The sequence below is a fragment of the Nonomuraea sp. NPDC049486 genome (assembly GCF_040676925.1).
GTDB lineage: Bacteria > Actinomycetota > Actinomycetes > Streptosporangiales > Streptosporangiaceae > Nonomuraea > Nonomuraea ferruginea.
The window spans coordinates 124,190-141,371 of record NZ_JBFAPV010000015.1; the positions used below are offsets into that span (position 1 = coordinate 124,190).

12 protein-coding genes are annotated in these 17,182 nt (G+C 73.0%); 5 read left to right on the forward strand and 7 right to left on the reverse strand.

The window, feature by feature from the left end; genetic code table 11:
* Window positions 1-5: 5 nt before the first annotated feature.
* The 6 genes from AB0K05_RS35030 to AB0K05_RS35055 all read right to left on the reverse strand — a co-directional run bounded on the left by AB0K05_RS35030 (window position 6) and on the right by AB0K05_RS35055 (window position 9,391).
* Entirely contained in the window at window positions 6-980 is a 975-nt protein-coding gene (locus AB0K05_RS35030) for a lantibiotic dehydratase C-terminal domain-containing protein (protein ID WP_364234969.1), read from the reverse strand.
* A complete protein-coding gene (locus tag AB0K05_RS35035) occupies window positions 977-3,559 on the reverse strand; it encodes a lantibiotic dehydratase (RefSeq protein WP_364235124.1) in 2,583 nt (860 codons plus the stop codon). The genes AB0K05_RS35030 and AB0K05_RS35035 overlap by 4 nt, the downstream gene beginning before the upstream one ends.
* 128 nt (window positions 3,560-3,687) lie before the next feature.
* Entirely contained in the window at window positions 3,688-3,867 is a 180-nt protein-coding gene (locus AB0K05_RS35040; RefSeq protein WP_148033045.1) for a hypothetical protein, read from the reverse strand.
* Window positions 3,868-3,889: 22 nt separating this feature from the next.
* A complete protein-coding gene (locus AB0K05_RS35045) occupies window positions 3,890-5,503 on the reverse strand; it encodes a SagB family peptide dehydrogenase (RefSeq protein ID WP_345482837.1) in 1,614 nt (537 codons plus the stop codon).
* A 44-nt stretch (window positions 5,504-5,547) separates the two neighbouring features.
* Window positions 5,548-7,491, reverse strand: a complete 1,944-nt coding sequence (locus tag AB0K05_RS35050) for a TOMM precursor leader peptide-binding protein (protein ID WP_364234972.1) — start codon at window positions 7,489-7,491, stop codon at window positions 5,548-5,550.
* Entirely contained in the window at window positions 7,484-9,391 is a 1,908-nt protein-coding gene (locus AB0K05_RS35055) for a hypothetical protein (protein WP_364234975.1), read from the reverse strand. Before AB0K05_RS35055 ends, AB0K05_RS35050 begins: the two co-directional genes overlap by 8 nt.
* Before the next feature lie 357 nt (window positions 9,392-9,748).
* On the opposite strand from AB0K05_RS35055, the gene AB0K05_RS35060 reads away from it, so the two are divergent.
* A complete protein-coding gene (locus AB0K05_RS35060; protein WP_364234978.1) occupies window positions 9,749-10,810 on the forward strand; it encodes an ABC transporter substrate-binding protein in 1,062 nt (353 codons plus the stop codon).
* 115 nt (window positions 10,811-10,925) lie between these two features.
* Window positions 10,926-11,822 carry a hypothetical protein gene (locus AB0K05_RS35065; RefSeq protein WP_364234981.1) on the forward strand — a complete coding sequence of 299 codons (897 nt, stop codon included), beginning with the start codon at window positions 10,926-10,928 and terminating at the stop codon, window positions 11,820-11,822.
* Between the two features lie 56 nt (window positions 11,823-11,878).
* On the opposite strand, the gene AB0K05_RS35070 is transcribed toward AB0K05_RS35065, so the two are convergent.
* Window positions 11,879-12,445 (reverse strand): ABATE domain-containing protein, encoded by a 567-nt coding sequence (locus AB0K05_RS35070; protein ID WP_271279580.1) that lies wholly within the window; start codon window positions 12,443-12,445, stop codon window positions 11,879-11,881.
* Between the two features lie 84 nt (window positions 12,446-12,529).
* On the opposite strand from AB0K05_RS35070, the gene AB0K05_RS35075 reads away from it, so the two are divergent.
* From AB0K05_RS35075 to AB0K05_RS35085, 3 genes are all read left to right on the forward strand, one after another.
* A complete protein-coding gene (locus tag AB0K05_RS35075) occupies window positions 12,530-13,417 on the forward strand; it encodes an alpha/beta hydrolase (RefSeq protein WP_364234985.1) in 888 nt (295 codons plus the stop codon).
* A 56-nt stretch (window positions 13,418-13,473) separates the two neighbouring features.
* On the forward strand, window positions 13,474-14,211 hold the full coding sequence (locus AB0K05_RS35080; protein WP_364234987.1) for a VOC family protein: 738 nt from the start codon (window positions 13,474-13,476) through the stop codon (window positions 14,209-14,211).
* Window positions 14,212-14,624: 413 nt separating this feature from the next.
* Complete coding sequence (locus tag AB0K05_RS35085) at window positions 14,625-17,168, forward strand: DUF262 domain-containing protein (protein WP_364234990.1); 2,544 nt, start codon at window positions 14,625-14,627, stop codon at window positions 17,166-17,168.
* The last annotated feature ends 14 nt before the right edge of the window (window positions 17,169-17,182 follow it).

The window sequence follows — 17,182 nt, forward strand, 5'->3', positions numbered from 1 at the left end:
GGGGGTCACCTCCGGGAGTCGGCGAGTCCGGCGAGGGCACGGACCGCCAGGTACGACACGTGGCGCTCGGTCCCGGCACGCAGCCCCAGCCGGTTGTGGAACAGGTGGACGCAGCGCATCAGGATCAGCGACACCGTGCGCCGCTCCAGCGGCGCGGCCAGGGCGAGCAGCGCGTGCGGCGAGCCCGAGTCCCGCGGCGCGCACCGGCCGGCGGCGTGCAGGGCGCCGAGGTCGTCGCGGAGCGCGCGCATCGACGCCGCCCACGAGGCCAGCAGGTCGCCGCCGGAGCCGGGCGCGTCCCACAGCCTGCGCGTCTGGGCGAGGAGGGCGCCTTCGCGGCGCCGCCAATCCTCCTCGCTCACGGACTCCCCGCCCATCTCTCGCGCCTGGCGGGCGGCGGTGGCGAGGCGGTGGGCGGCGGCGGGCAGGTCCGGCTCGCACGCGGCGGCTGCGACGGTGAGCGCGGCCAGCCCGATCGCCGCGCGCCGGGCCATTTCGGTACCGGCGCGCAGCACGTCCAGGGCGAGCCGGCTCGACTCCGCGAAGTGCCGTTCGGCGGCGGCGACGCAGGCGGCGTCCCCGTACGCCTCGTATTCCGGCCGGTAGCCGATGAACGCCACCGAGCCGGCGGGACGCAGCCGCTCGTCGTAGGACGTGCGCCGCTCGCCCGCGGCCATGGCGGCCGCGAACGCGCGGTAGGCCGCCGCGTCGACCGGCGGCGACGGGTGGGCGGCGAAGTGCGCCGCCGCCCGCTCGCGCACCAGGTCATGGACGCGCGACGCCCGCGCCGGGTCCGGCACCTCCAGCCGCAGCCGCACGTGCTGACCGCCCTCCCAGTAGCGCAGGAAGAACGCGCGGCGCACGGTGCCGTCCGCTGCCAGTTCCCGCGTCACCGGGTCCACCACGTCGTTGATCAGCGGGTCGAGGTCGCCGGAATGGAACAGGTGCGCGCCGATCCAGCGGCTGTCGGCGTCCGTCATCGGCCCGGCCGCGCGGAGAGCTGGAGGACGTACTCGGTGACCCGGCGGCCGGTGCCGTAGCGGGGCGCTTGGGAGGGATCGGGCAGGGCCTCCTCGATCACCAGCAGCGCGCCGGGGTCGCGCAGCGCGCGCAGGAACCCGTTCAGCAGCAGCATGTCGGTGACGTCCACGTACATCGGCTTGCGGTCCTTGCTCAGCAGCCCCACCAGCAGGCCGTCCCGCAGGTCCACCACCCGGGCGAAGAACCGGCGGGGCACCTCGTGCAGCGCCAGCCACTCGGCGAGCCTGGGCAGGTACGAGGCCTCGCCCTCGCCCTTGGCCGGCACCGGGAAGGTGCCTGCCCGGAGCCGCCACACCGCCCGGGCGAACGTCACCCGCCCGAGGTCCATCCGCGGCCACCGTTCCACCTCGCCCTCGCCCGGCACCTCGCTCCGGGTGCGGAACACCCAGCCGGGCACCATCGCCGTGGACGGCTCCCCGAACGTCCGCACCAGGAACTGCAACCACGGCGGCAGCCAGTACTGGGCGGTCATGCCCAGGTGGACCGGCCGGACCGGGCGGCCCGCGCCGTCGAACAGGGTCAGCCTGTCGCATCCGGGGTCGTAGCCGACGGTGAGCTCCGCCGGCGAGACGCGCGGGAGGTGCGCGTCCGGGGCGGTGAAGGGGTGGTCGAGGGCGAGGTCGGCCGCGGCCGGACGGGCGTTGAGGCCGCCGCCGACGAGTCCGCGGCACTCGGCCACCAGGACGTCGCCCTGCGCGGCGCGGAGTTCGCCGGCGGGCGGCGCCTCACCGCCGGCGAGGACGACCAGCCGGTGCAGCCGCGACAGGCCGCGCCCGTACCCGGCGGAGATGGAGTTGACGACCGCGCGCAGGGCGCCCGGTCCCGGCACGGCCTGCAGGTAGCAGCAGATCGACCCGGGGGGCCGGACGAAACTCGGCCAGTCGCCGGCCATCTCGGCCAGGCGGGCGGCCGTGAGGTCGACCACCGGCCCCGGCTCCCGCGCGCCGGTCTGTTCCCAGAAGCTCCGCCGCAGTCCGGTGAGCTGTACCAAGCCGGGCGGCGGCTCGGCGTCCGGCACCTCACGCGTGCCCGCCACCGGGTCGCGCAGCATGCCGCGCAGCAGCGCTCCGCTCCCGCCCGGCGCCTCCTGGTGTATCTCGCGGTAGAACGTCAGTGCGGGGATCCGGCCGCCGGGGCCGTGCCGGTCCAGGAAGAACGCGGCGGCGGCGATCTTGACGGGCAGGTCGGGGTCGAACAGGCCGAGCAGCCCGCGCAGCGCGTCGAGGTCGTCGCACACGTCGCGCCAGGCCGGCGCGCTCAGCCGTCCCGCGACGCCGGGAATGACGGCGCTGTGCCAGAGCAGGTTCTTGTCCGGCAGCGACGGTCCCGGCGGCAGCACTTCCCGCAGCGCTTCCCGTACGACCGCGGACGCCTTCTCGTCGCCGGGCCTGGTGACGCCGTCGCGCAGGGCGGCAGCGACCCGGCCGACAGCTCGCGTGTACGGCGCCGGGCCGTCCTCCGCCAGCCACGACGCCAGCCGGCCCACCGGGTCGTGGCCTTGCTCGTCGTACGGCGCGACGAACTCCAGCAGCCCCGCGTCGGCCAGCGGCTCGATCCCGGGGGCGGCGGCCAGGGTGGGGCAGGGGTGCCCGCGCACCCAGTCGAGGGCCTCCCGCACCGCCGGGCTCGACGGCACCGCGGACAGCGGCTCGCCGTGACCGGCTCCGAGGAACCAGATCCGGTCGCCGTCGTCGGCCGCGGTCGGGTTGACGCGGAGCCGGGCGCGCTCCCGTACGCGCCGATGCCGGGTGAGCGCCGCCCACAGCGGGCGCAGGACCGCCCGATCCAGCTCGACCACCAGGTGCCAGGCGGGTTCGCCACCGGTCGCCGGCGCGGGGCCGTCCGCCTCCCACCGGCCCAGGCCGCTGAGCGTGAACGTGGCGTACGGGCTGGTCTTGACGGTCGCCCGGGCGAGATAGCGGGCCAGCCGCAGCAGCTCCTGCCGTTCCGGCCGGCGGTCGGCGGGGCCGGCGAGCCAGGCGTCGAGGCGTCCGGCCAGCACCGGGCTGCCCTGGGCCAGGCCGTGCCGGAAACCGGCGTCGGACACCGCCTCGCGGAGCAGCGCCGTCTTCTCCCGCGACTCCTCTGCCAGGGCGGCGGGCAGCGCCGCGCGCAACTCGTCCGCGCGGCGCCGCAGGGCGGTCCACGCGCCGACGCGGGCGGTCAGGTCGGCGGGGAGGGCCGCCAGCGCGTCGGCGGTCGCGGCCCCGCCGCTCAGGCGGCGTCCGGAGAACACCGCGCGCCGTAGCGCCACCAGCCCGGACCGGGCCGGACCGGGCGCGGTGCCGCCGATCACGTCGTGCAGCGGATCGGACAGGTCCGCGCCCTCCCGCCGCAACCAGGCGGAGACGTTCACCAGCTCGTCCACCAGCCGCCACGTCCGGGTGCAGCGCATCCGGTCCAGCCCGGCCACCGGCAGCGCCGCGACGCGGACAGCGAGGACGGGCGAGACGGCATAATCGGGATCAGCGAGCCTTGCCAGGTCGCCGTCCCCGGTGACGGGGACGGTGTGCGTCACATCGGTCAATCGAACGCGCTCCTCGTGAGGGTTCGCCAGGGGCCGAGGGCGCCCACGGCACGGGCGCCCTCGGCCCTGCTCGTCATACCGGTGACCCGGGGGTCACCGGCGGGCCGACGCCTCCGGCGTCACGCCTCCGGAGCCCAGCAGCTGGTGGCCGTCAGGTAGGACGAGCAGTAGCCCAAGGCGGAGGAGGCGCCGGTCTCGATGGCGCCGTGGCCCTCCACCACGAGGGAGTCGGCCGACACGACCTCAATGGAGTCGACGTCCAGGCCGCGCAGGTCGAGCTTGAGGTTCTCAGCGGACATGTGCTTCTCCTTCTGATTCCGATCAAAGGTGATCTGTACGGGTCAGGCTCTCGTCGGAGCGGGGCATCACCTCCTCGTGCACAACGGCCGGCATGGGGCGGGCCACCAGGGGCCCGCCGGTCGGGGGAGTGCCCAGCAGCAGGAAGGACAGGCTCCGCAAGGGGGTTCCGGCGAGGCCGAGCACCTCGTCGGTGGTCTCGTTGGCGCCGTCGGAGTGGATGCGCGCGGCCAGGCCCAGCGCGGTGGCGGCCAGCGTGGCCCGCTGGACGACCAGGCCCGCCTCCATCTGTTGCATGCGATACCAGCGGTCCCCGAACAGGCGCGCGCCCGCGACCGGGTCGCCCGCGGGGACCAGCGCGGCGGCGGCCCCGCGCAGCGCCACCCGGGTGTTGGCCAGCAGCCGCCCCGTGGCCACCTCGTCCACCCGCTCGGCGCCGGCCAGCTCGTGGAGCGTCCGCCGGGCCGGGTCGTACCAGTAGGCGCCCCGCGGCAGGCCCTCCACCCGCAAGGCCAGCAGGCACAGCGCGGTCACGGCAGGCCCGCTCTCGGCGCCCGGCAGGTCGGCCGGGTAGCCCTCGCCCGCCGCGGCCAGCACGGCGCCGAGGGCCGCGCCCCTGAGGGGCGCCGGCCGGTAGCCGGCCAGCGGGGACGTGCGGCGAGACGCTCCTGGGCCGGCGCGGATCCCGGTCGCGGGCTCAGGAGCCGGGAAGGCCCGGCCCGCCCGCGCCGGCGGCCGTGGCCGCAGCGCCTCCGCCGGCTCCGGCGAGCCCGTGGGGGAGGCGGCGGAGCAGGCTCGGTGCAGGGCCGCGGCGAGGCCGTCAGGCATGGGCTTGGGCAGCGGCGTGCTCTCGCCGGCCACCGGGCGCTCGATCAGCTCGTGGGCGGACGGGGAGGCGTCCGGGCGCCCCGCACCGCCGGGTGGCAGGGTCAGCGTGAGCACGGCCAGCGCGGCCTCCCGGGCGCCGTCGAGCCCGAGGAGCCGGTCCACCTCACCGTCCGGGAACCGCAGCCAGGCCCGGCACGGCAGCCCCAGCCGCCCGCCGGCGGCCAGCGCCTGGGCGACGAGCACGCCGGTCTCCTGGCAGATGAGGCGGTAGCCGAAGTCGCCGTACTTGAACATCGACCGCCAGAACACGGCGGACAGGACGATCGCCACGTCCGCCGCCGGACCGTCCGCGAGCAGGCCGGCCAGTGCCCCGGTGTGGTCGCCGCCGCGCACGCGCTCCAGCACGTGGTGCACCGGGTCGTAGTGGTACAGGGCGGCCGGCAGGCCGGGCGGGCGCGGCTCGCCCGCGGCCACGTACGCCTCGATCGCGTACAACCCTCCGCCCGACGGCGCCGGCCGGCCGGTGAGGAGCATGGGCGGCCGCCCCGCGGGTTCGCCGCCGTCGTCGAGCTGATGGCACCAGACGAGCCTGGTCATGCCGAGCAGGTCCCGCAGCAGCTCGCCGATCCGGCCGAGGGCCGAGCCGTCGCCGGACTCCCAGGGGAGCCGCGTCCGTACGGCGTCCGGGTAGCGCTTGTGCCTGGTCGGCGCGCCGCCCCAGTCGATGGACAGCGGGCCCCGGTTCCGCATCGCGGCCAGGTAGCGGCGGGTGGCCGCGCCGGCCTCGCTCGCCGCCGTGGTCGGGTGCATACGGGTTCGCCTCGCTTCCTTCGTCGTGCCGGTGGTGACCGGGGTCAGGGGAACGGATGAGGATAGGGATTCAGCTCTTCGGACCCCAGGTCGCGGTCCCGGTGACCGAGGAGCCGCGGCAGGCTCAGCAACCGCGGCAGGCCGTGGACGCGCCGGTAGCGGTGACCGAACGTCATGGGCGCCGTACCCGGCACGATCACCTTCGCGGCGGACACGCCGCACGCCTTCGCCTCGGGCGAGGTGATGTCGACGGCGATCACGTCGAGGCCGCCGGCCAGGAAGCGTCCCGCCAGCTCGGCCACGTCCGCGCGGAGGTCGTCGTGCGCGGGCCACCCCGCACGGGCCGTCACCTCGGCGACGGTCAGCGTGGGCCCGTCCAGCGGCAGGAAGCCCAGCCGGTCGAACGCGTCCGGGTGGGCGTAGGCCAGGGGATGGTGCTCCAGCAGCCGCACCTCCTCGGGGTCGGCCGCCAGCCGGGCCGACGACGCCGGGTCGTAGCGGTCGATGTGGCCTGCCAGCATCGGGCCCAGGTCCTCCAGCGCCCGGCGGAGCGCCCGCTGCGGCACCAGGTGGGAGGCGGAGCCGCACAGCACGCGCGGCCGGTCCGGCCGGTCCAGCGCGTCGACGGCCATCACCCAGAACACCGGCACCCGCTGCTCCATCAGCGCGGCGAACGCGTGCACGTCGTAGCCGAGCCGGTCGCGTACCCGCTGGGCGAGCATCGGGATGCGGCGGTCGGAGGCCGAGCCGAGGTCCACCCGCGGAATGGGCATCCGGGCATACCAGGTGGCCAGGGCCGCGTCCCGCTCGGCCACCTCCAGCAGGCCGTACAGGATCGCCTCGGCCGGGTGGCCGCCCAGGGCACAGCCGTTGGAGCACTCGTAGGCGAATCCGAGGTCGTCCGCCGGGCGGGGGCCGAAGAAGGCGTAGCTCTCCGGCACCAGCACCGGCGCGTCCCGTGCGAACGAGTACGCCCACACCCACGAGGTGGGCCGATCCGGACGGAAGCGGGTGAACAGGAAGCCGGGCCGGTCGTACCAGTCGTCCGGGTAGAGGCCCAGCGTGCGCGGGTCGAGCGCGTCGCCGGCGATGTCGTCGTAGGCGGCGCGCACGACGGTCCGCCGGCCGCGCGGGGCGATGCCGGCGATCCGTTCCAGCGCCTCGGCGACGGCGGTGGCCCGCGCGGACGCGAAGTCGCCGCTGCGGCCGTAGCCGTGGTGGCTCTCGTGCTCGGTGCGAGCCGGGCTGAGCCGCGCCACCGCGAGCGGGCCGCCGCCGCGCTCCTGCGCGACCAGAGCCTGCACGGTGCCGGTCTCCGGGTCGACGAACCGCTGTTCCCACTCCGCCGCCCGGTGGCCGATGCCGCTGACCCGGAAGGTCGCGGGGTCCGGCTTGGGCGCGGGACGGGGGACGTACCGAGCCGCGTGCGGTCCGTCGTCGGGCCGCACGCCGCAGTCGGGGCAGAACGGGTCGGGAAGGAACGGGTGGTGGCGTACTTCGGCGTTCGGCAGGCGGACCTTCAGCAGCGCGCCGGCGGTCCGCGCGGAACCGGGGTCACGCCGCAGCCGGCGCACCTCGTCGGCGACCAGCGCGGCGACGGCGCGCGTGACGAGCGGTGTGAGCAGCGCGCTGGGCCGGGACCCGAGGTCCGCGCCCCACCGGGCGCGCAGCCGGTCGCGAGCCACCGCGTCCGGCCGGTTGCCCGCGCGTCTCCGTTCCACACAGGTCGGGCAGCCGGGCAGGGGCGGGCGCGCGGCCGGGCCCACCAGCGCCCAGCCCGCCTCCACGCGCACCGGCAGCCACGACGCGCCGCTTTCGGCCGCGCGTCGCGCCACTCCCGGGTACGGCCGCGCGTCGTCGGCGTCGCTCGCGACCACGATCACGGGACCGGTGGCCGAGGCGAGGGCCGCGCGGATGGCCGCGTACAGGCGGCCCTCACCCAGAACGGTCACCGGGTCCGCGTACGCGGTGACGGCGGCCTCAGTCATCGAGCAGCGCGACGTGGGTGACGAAGGGGAGCAGCCGGGCGGCCTCGGGGTCGCCGTCGAGTGGCACCGCCACCGGCACCTTTCCCAGGCGGCGCAGTCCCCGGGCCATCCTCCGTACGGCCTCGGAGGGGTCGCCGTCCGGCGGCCAGAAGGGACGGGCCTCGGCGTACGCGGGCTGCCCGGCGGTCCGCGACTGCCAGCGGAGCAGCAGCCGCTCCAGGCCGTCGCGCAGCGCCGCCGGGGCGGTGGCGGCGACGGACACGATCGGGTCCTGGCCGGGGACGGTGAGGGAGATCGCGGGCACGCCGAGAACGGCCGTGTGATCGCTCACCTCCGGCGTTTCACCAGCCAGGACGAGCTGGCGCAGCAACGCCTCCGCGACCGGATCTTCCGTGGGACCCACCGGCGCGCCCCTCCCGTCCGCCTCCAGAGTGCCCGCCAGCAGGTGCTCGCATCGGGCTCGCAGACCGGCGGCCAGCGCCTCCGGCCAGCTCAGCCCGGCACCGGTGCCCACCGGAGGGCACGGCGTGCCGAAACCGGTGAGCCGGAGATCGGATACGGGCACGGGAAGAGGCCGGCCCTCCGGCAGTTCCATGCCCCATATCGTCGCTTCCGGGTCGGCACTCGGGTCGACGGTGAGCAGACCGTACGTGGCGAGTGCGGCGAGCAGGCAGCGGAGCCGGGCCGTCCGCTGGTCCGGTCCCCAGCCGAACACCTGCGGAGGCGGCGCCCAGCCGGGCAGCGCCCCGAACGGGTCCGAGACGGTCGCCCCGCACACCGCCAGCGGGGACTGGGCCAGCGCCTGCTCGTCCAGCATGCCGAGGAGGCCCAGGCGCGAGTCGACCAGCTCGGGGGTGCGGCCGAGCAGGCTCTCCGCCTCGATCGGCGTGGCCGTCGCCAGCACCGCGGCCCGGTCCCGGATCGCCTCCGGGCCTCCGCCAGGACGGGTGCCCGCACGTTGACGGGCCAGGAACCGGTGCGGGAGCGTGTCGAGATTGCGCAGGTCGACCCGGGTGAGCAGGCGCTCCCGGTCCGGGTCGAGCCCGGTCACCTGGGAGAAGCAGGCGAGCGCCAGCATGGCGGCGACGACCTTCGGCACCGGTCCTGTCAGCCAGTCCTCGTTCGACGACGCCGGGGCCGCGGCGGGCAGCGCGGCCAGCCGGTGCCAACCGGACTCCGCGGCGGTCACCGAGGGCCGTCCCACCCTGCTGAGCCAGACCTCCGCAGGACCGGCGAGAGCCTGGCCCAGCACGACGTCGCCCGCCTCGGCCAGACGGGCCGTCGCCACCAGGTCGTCGAGGTCCGCGCTGACCTGGAGCACGACGTCGGCGTCCCCGGTGACGGCCCGGACGAGCGCGTCGCCGGCGGGAGAGAGCGTCCGGATCTCCTGGCGGGGATCGCGCCGGACGGCCTCGGCCGCCCGGCCGGCCGCCGTGGCCTCGGGACAGATCACGGCGACGTACCGCCACCCTGAACCGACACACGCCTCCACCAGCGCCTCCAGCAGCGGGCCCGCCCCGGCCAGCACCAGGCGGGCGCTGCGGATCCGCTCGAATCGCGCCTCCGGCGAATCCAGGGCGTAGCCGATGAAGGCGATCTCTTCCGCGTACGCCCGCAGCTCCGCGTCGGTCAGTCCGTGTGGGCGCGCCTGCCGGTCATCCACCACGAACCGGTGTTCGGCGAGCCGGCCCACGAGGCTCTCGACCATGGCCTGCTTGTCGGCGGAGAGGTTCGACGTGAGCTCGTCCAGGGTGTGCCGGCCGGTCAGCGCGGGCGCCAGCCTGCCGAGCCAGGCGTACGCGTGCCGTCCGCGTAGCGTGCACGCACCGTAGTCACTGTGCACGTAGGCCCCGTCGGGGCATTCGACGAACCGGACGTCGTCGCGTAGTCGTGGTCTCATCGCCGCATCAGTGTTTGGGAGCGCTCCCATGAGCGAAATGCTACGAACTGACGTCCTATATGTAAACCCGAAATCGGCCCTATCATGCAGCGCCCATCGTGGCTATAATCACGGGATTCTCGCATATTCATAACGGAATGCTCACATTCAGTGATGGGAACCCGCGTTCCTCGCCATTTCGTCGGCATGGAGCGCACCGCGTTCCGCGAGGCATCCCGTCCCTTGACGGATCAGCGTCGTCCGCCCTGGACAGGTCATACCGGGGTGCCTTGAGCCGGCCGTTCCCGGCTCGGTTACTCTCGGCGCGTCGCTCTGCGATCAGGTCAGAGCGCGACCGGACTCGGGAGACGCCGACGTATGCATGAGCCATCGGAGCGGACTGACGGATCACCCGTCCGGATCGGCGTGCTCGCCCCGCTGACCCGGCCCGGCTGGACCGAGGCGGGCCGGCACCTGCTCGCCGGACTCGAACTGGCCGCCCGCGAGGTCAACGACGCCGGCGGGATCGCGGGAAGGCCGCTCGAACTGCTGGTACGAGACACCGCCGCTGATCCCCACAGGGCGGAGGCGGCCGTGGAAGAGCTGGCCCGCCTGGGCGTGGCCGCCGTGGCGGGGGAGTACCACAGCGTCGTCGCCCGCGCCGCCGCCGCCCAGGCCGACGCACTCGGCGTGCCGTACCTCTGCTCGTCAGCGGTTCTCGACGCGCTCACCGAGCAGCCGACGGACCGGGTCGCGCGCCTGGCCCCGGCGCAGTCCCGCGGCTGGCGCATCTACGCGGACTTCCTCCTCAGCGGGGGCCACCGCCGCGTCGCCGTGGCGGCCGAGCCGAGTGTCTACTGGGCCTCCGGGACCCGCATCCTGCGGGACCACCTCGCCGAGCACGGAGGCACCGTCGTCGAGCTCGACGCGCGCGCGGCCGTGTGCGACGAACTCGCCGGCAGTGGTGCGACAGCCCTCCTTCTTCTCGCCGGTTCCCCGGAGCCCGCGGTGTCGATCGTCAAGGCCGTCCGCCGCGACCGGCGCCTCGCCGAGATCATGATCGGCGCTCCGGCCGGGCAGCCGGAGTTCGCCGGCTGGGCCGCGTCGCTGGGCGGCGATGGCGCCGCGATCCCGTTCCTGCGCTACCTGCCCGAACGCCTCGGCCCACTCGGCGCGCGCGTCGGGACGGCCCTGCGTGAACGGCTGGCCGAGGCGCCCTCCTTCGTCGCCTTCGAGGGCTACGACACGGTCACCGTCCTCGCCGAGGTGCTGCGCACGGGCGGATCCTGGTCCAGCGTCGCGGTCGAAGGCACCCGCGGGGAGATCCGGTTCTCCCGCACCCCGGGCATCAGCGTCTGGCAGTGGGCCTGGCCCCCGATCCAGGTCGCCGACCGAGACCCCGCCGAACCCGATCGCTTCCGGATCCTGCGCACCGGCTGAAGACCGCCGAGCGTGGCAACACGGCTGGCAAAGACCGGTCATGGAGGTTGTCGAGTCTCCGGGCCCAACGGATAGTCGAGGGTGTCAGGCCTGTCCCCGTACCCCGAGGAGAAGCATGGACGGATCGGCCACCCGCGATCGGCGCCGCACGGGCACGGTGCGGCGCCTCTTATCGGCGACCGTCGGACTCATCGCGATGGTCTTCCTCGTCGCCCCGCCCGCCGGCGCCCTGGCGCTGCCCACCCCCGCGCAGCTGGTCTCGAACCTCGACCTCGAGTGCTTCAAGACCAGCCCCTACCAACCGCCGGCCGTCGGGCTGGCGCTGCGGCACATCAACCCGGTGCTCGTCGGCCTGCCCATCGAGCAGGTCTCCCTCGGCGCGCGCGACCAGCTCTGCGTCCCGGTCGCCAAGAACGACGTGATCCCGCCGGACGGCGTGCTCGACTTCGTCCGGTACGTCGACCTGTCGTGTTACCGGGTCACCGGGTCCTCGATGGACAAGTCGCTCGTGCTCAGCCATCTCAACCGCGTCCTGAGTGACCTGCCCCGCAAGCAGGTCCTGCTGAACCGGCCGGAGCAGCTGTGCGTCCCGGTCGCCAAGAACGGCGTGCTGCCACCGGCGGAGGTGCTCCGGGTCGTCAGGCACATCGACCTCCTCTGCTACGGCGCCACCCCGAACGTCCCGATGAACAGGCCGCTGGCGCTCCGGCAGCTCAACCCCGTGCTCGTCGGCAAGATCCCGCCGGCCGACGTACGGGTGGGCTACTCGCGCCAGCTCTGCGTGCCGGTGTACAAGGGCGGCGACAACATCCCGCCCGAGGTCATGGATCTCGTCAGATGGATCGACCTGGAGAAGTACGACATCACGGCGCGTGAGATGGCGCCCGTCGACCTGACCCTGCGGCACCTCAACCCGGTGCTCGCCCGCCTTCCCGAGGAGAGGGCGACGCTCACCGCCGCGGTCCAGCTCGGCGTCCCCGTCGCCAAGGACGGCCGGATACCGCCCGGCTGAGCGACAGCTGACGAGCCTGCCGGTGGCCCGTGGTTCTCCCATGGGCGCCGGCAGGCTCACGTGTGCTTGCGGCGCCGGTAGTGGCGGGCGACGCGGACGCGGTTGCCGCAGCGGGCCGCCGAGCACCAGCGGCGGCGCGGGTGGGCGGGCAGGAACAGCATGACGCAGTCGGCGGCGTCGCACTGGCGGACCGTGGCGACCGCCGGGTCCGCCAGCAGGCCGGCCGCGCCCTCGGCGAGCCACGTCGTCAGGCGCGCGCCGGGGGTGCCGGTGCGGCGGTGGGTGGCCGTGACGGTCTCGCCGTTCCAGGTCAGCTCGCTGATGGCGGGCGCGGCACGCTGAGCCCGGTTGACGGCTTCGAGATCGGTGGCCGGTGGCCGGGTCCCGGCACGCACGTGCTCCAGGGCGCGCGCGATGTGCTCGCGGAGTTCGCGTACGGCGGCCAGGTCGGCGGCGGTGAACTCGGCGGCGAGGAGCTCCCGCGCCTCGGCGAACCGGTCGGCCTGCAGGCCCAGCCAGACGCGCAGGTCGCCGGGCGTGGTCAGCAGGTCGCCGGTGGCCGGGCGGGTGTTGACCAGGTCCAGGGCGAGGGGTTCACCGGTCAGGGGGCCGAGCTCACTCATGCCCTAATGCTACATCCGTGCTTTGACACGTTAGATCGCTGATCGCTATAACTAATGTGTCTTCTGCGATGAAAGGCATTAGCCATGACCTTCCCCGCGCTCGCCCGCACCGTCCACCGCCACCTCGACGTCGACGGCGTCCGCGTCTTCTGCCGCGAGTCACTGCCCGAGCGGGCCGACGCGCCCGTCCTGCTGCTCCTGCACGGCTTCCCGTCGGCCTCGCACCAGTTCCGCCGCCTCATCGACGTGCTGGGCGCCCGTTACCGGCTGATCGCCCCCGACTACCCCGGCTTCGGGCACACCGAGGCCCCGGCCGGCTTCACCTACTCCTTCGACCGGCTCGCCGACATCACCGAGGGCTTCGTCCGGAAGCTCGGCCTGACCCGCTTCGTGATGTACGTCTTCGACTTCGGCGCACCCGTCGGCTTCCGGCTCGCCGAGCGGCACCCGGAGTGGATCGCGGGCCTCGTCGTGCAGAACGGCAACGTCTACGAGGAGGGCCTGTCCGCCGGAGCCCGCGACTTCATCGCGCTGCGCCCTGACCGGCCCGGCGCCGAGGACACCGTCCGCGACCTGCTCACCCTGCCCGGCACCCGCGGCCAGTACGAGACCGGCGTCGCCGACCCCGAACTCGTCGCCCCCGACGGCTGGACCCTCGACCAGCACTTCCTCGACCTGCCCGGCCGCAAGGAGGCCCAGGTCGCGCTCGCCTTCGACTACCACACCAACGTCGAGCGGTACCCCGCCTGGCAGGAGTGGCTGCGCACGCACACCCCGCCCACCCTCATCGCCTGGGGCGCGAACGACCCGTTCTTCCCCGAGCCCGGCGCCCGCGCCTACCTGCGCGACCTGCCCGGCGCGGAACTCCACGTCCTCGACACCGGCCACTTCGCCCTTGAGGACCGCCTGCCGGAGATCGCCCCGCTCGTCGCCGGCTTCCTGGAGCGGGTGTGGGACCGAGGGCCGCGTTGACCACCGGCACCACGCTTCCAGTGGCCGGCTCACGACGCCCCACTATGATCGGCGGCATGGCGCTGCGACTCATCCAGGTGAACTTCAAGGCCCGGGACGACTCGGCGCTCGGCCGGTTCTGGGCCGAGGCGCTCGGCTGGAACGTCTCCAGCGAGGCGCCCGGCGTGACCAACCTCGAACCCGAGGGCTTCGCCTGGCCGGACCCCGACGCCTTCTACGTCGACCTCGTCACCGTCCCGGACCCCGAGACGGTGAAGTACCGCGTACACCTCGACCTCGCCACCACCTCCGCCGCCCACCAGGCCGAGCTGGTCGCGCGCCTGCAGGAGCTCGGCGCGACGCCCGCCGACGTGGGTCAGGGCGACGTCCCGTGGACAGTCCTGGCCGACCCGGAGGGCAACGTGTTCTGCGTGCTGGAGCCCCGGGAGATCTACCGGGACACCGGGCCGATCGCCGCGGTGGTGGTCGACTGCGAGGACCCGCGCGCCATGGCTCGCTTCTGGGACGAGGCGCTGGACTGGACCCTGCACGAGGTGACCGACGACCACGCGCGGCTGCGCTCCGCCAAGGGCGTCGGCCCGTATCTGGAGTTCCTCCGTACGCCCGGCGCGAAGACCGGGCGTAACCGCATCCACCTCGACCTGCTGCCGCACCCCGTCGAAGACCAGGAGGCGGAGGTGGCCCGGCTCAAAACTCTGGGCGCCACCGCCGCCGACGTCGGCCAGGGCGACGTCCCGTGGAAGGTCCTGGCCGACCCGGAGGGCAACGAGTTCTGCGTCCTCGGCCGGGGCTAGACGCGGGAGCCCTTTCCTCGGCGCCTCACCCGTCCGCACCGGCGAGCGTCGCCGGACCGAGGACGCTCGCCCTGGTCGGGTCCCGGACGTGAGCCGCCAGATCCGGATGGTTCCATCGCGGCTGCCAAGCATCGATTTGTCTCGATGTGGGCGGGATTTTTGCTGCTGTCGTATTCGTGAATGCTTGTGTGCCGTTTTGTAGGGCGTACACGTTAGTAACCATGCGTTCTCGGCTATCCGTTTCGCGTACGAGCAACGTCCGAGCGGTCACTAATCAGCGGTCGAGCACACCGAGATGAGCCGTGTACTGCCCTGCGGACATCGTCGTTACGGACCTTGCGGCTGTCCGGCGGGCCGTTGTAACTTAGCGTGCTTGTGAAGATGCAGTTGGCTCGCGCCATGAACGGGGCGGCATGAAAGCGAACGAAACCACCCTTCGCAAGCTCATTCAGGGCGACCAACAATTACTGGTCCCTCTTTATCAGCGCCAATACACCTGGGAACGCCCACAGCTCACTCAGCTGTGGGCCGATATCACCGCCCAGGTCGACGTGCTGGCCGAGCAGCGGCAGGATGCCCCGAGCCACTTCATGGGATCGGTCGTCCTCGCGCCTGGCCCGGAGCTGGCGCCGAGCCGCTCTCAGTGGATCATCGTGGACGGCCAGCAGCGTCTCACCACCCTGATGCTCGCGCTCTGCGCCATCAGAGATCATCTGATCGCCGAGGAGCCCACCGCTCGCGAGCGGATCAACGAGCTCCACCTGATCAACAAGTTCCAGCAAGGCGAACTGCGTTACCGGCTCCTGCCCACGCAGGGGGACCGAGCGGCGTTCAAAGCGTGTGTGGACGGCACTTCCGAAGGAAAGTCCGACAGTCTGATCGGCAACACCTACCAGTTCTTCCGCAGCATGTTGAAGGAGTTCGACGACCCGGCCGACCCGCATGACATCGCGCGGGTGGAATCGGTGCTGCTGGATCGGCTCAATCTCGTGCAGATCCTGGTGGAGAAGGACGACAACGCGTTCCGTATCTTTGAGTCGATCAACAACACGGGCATGCGGCTCAGCCAGGTGGACCTGATTCGCAACTATGTCTTCATGTGCCTGCCCACCCGCGGCCAGCATGTCCACGACGAATACTGGAAGCCGATCCAGGACCAGTTGGACGCCAAGGCCATGGAACAATTGATGTACCTGGTGCTGGTCCTGCGGGAGGGTGGCGAAGCCCAATACAACGCCGTCTACCGGGGGCATCAGCAGTTGCTTCTGGCACTGTCCGGGGATGAGAGGCGAATCGAGTCGTACGTCCGGGATCTGCACCGTCGCGCGCGGCATCTCAAACAGATCCTCTTCCCCCCGGAGGATTTCCCGTTCGCGGGGCGGCTGCGCTTCCTCAAGGAATGGCAGGCGTCCACGGCCTACCCGCTGGTGATGCGCCTGCTCGAGTTGCGGGAGGACGACCACATCGGCGATGAGGAGGTGGGCGAGGCGCTGGCCTACGTCGAGAGCTTCCTCGTGCGCCGCCTGATCGCCGGGGTCGCCACGGGCAACCTCAACCGCATCTTCCAACGGCTCGCCGTGCAACTGGGCGCCGAGGAGGAAGTGCCGCACGCGGTGCGTGTCGCGCTGTCACCGGCCAGGCTGTACTGGCCTTCGGATGAGCAGCTGCGGGAGGAGATTCGCAGCCGCGCCTTCTACTGGCAAGGGCGTACGGTTCAGCAGAAGCTGATTCTGCGGCGTATCGAGGAGTCGCTGGGCAGCAAGGAGCGGGTGGACCTGGCCGACAAGCGCATCACCATCGAGCACGTCCTGCCGCAGTCCATGACCACCGACTGGCTGGGCGAGCTCTCCCACGAGGGAGACGACGCCGACCTCCTGCACCGGCAGCTCGTGCACACCCTGGGCAATCTCACGCTCAGCGGCTACAACTCGGAGCTGAGCAACAACTCCTTCGCCGCCAAGCGCAAGCAGCTGGGGCAGAGCGGCCTGGTCATGAACCAGGAGATCGCCGCCTGTGAACGCTGGGGCAAGGCGGAGATCCTGACCCGCGCCGACCGGCTCGCGGACCGTGCGATCGCCATATGGCCAGGCCCGGAGGAGTCCGGCCGCGGGAGCGCGGCCTCCCGCGACTGGACACTGCTGCACAGCGCCCTGGCAGTCCTGCCGGCTGCCACCTGGACCTCCTACTCAGATCTCGCCGAGCTGATCGGCTCGCATCCGGTGCCTGTCGGCGTCCATCTGGCAAGCGTCCCCGTGCTCAACGCGCACCGGGTCCTCAGCAGGTCCGGGCAGGTCTCGGAGAACTTCCGCTGGACCGATCCCGACGAGGATCGGGACGTCCACGAGGTGCTGCGTACGGAAGGCATCAGTTTCGACGGTGCGGGACGCGCCTCCGCGGATCAGCACATCACCGCTCGCGACATCGCCGAGCTCCTGGGTCTGCCCATCGCCGCGGATCTCGCCGAATCCGAGGCCGCGGACGATGGGTCCTTGGCGCCAGAAACGCTGACGTCCCTGGAACAGCGCTTCTTGCGTCAGCTCAATGAGGCGAGCGGCCCGCAGGCGGCCGGCGCGGTACAGCGGCTGCTGGAGCACTGGCGCTCACGAGGTGGCGACCTCCAGTACGGCACTTCCGCGAGTGCCTCCTGTGCGCCGGTCATCAAGGTCGGCGGACAGAGCCTGTACGCCATCCGCTTCTATGCCAAGAGCGCCGAGATCCCCTTCGGGCTGCTGCGCAAGCGCAAGCCGTTCGACGACCCCGCGCTGCGTGAGGAACTCCGTCAGCGGCTCAACGACGCACCCGGCGTGGACATACCCGTCGCCAAGCTGGAGCTGTATCCCCCCATCAAGAACACCCAGTTGGCGAACGTCGCCGTGTCCGACGTGGTCGTCGCGGCGCTCGACTGGTTCATGACCGTGGTGACCGCGTCGGATGAGCATGCCGGGGACGCGCCGTAGTCGTCCCCGGCCTC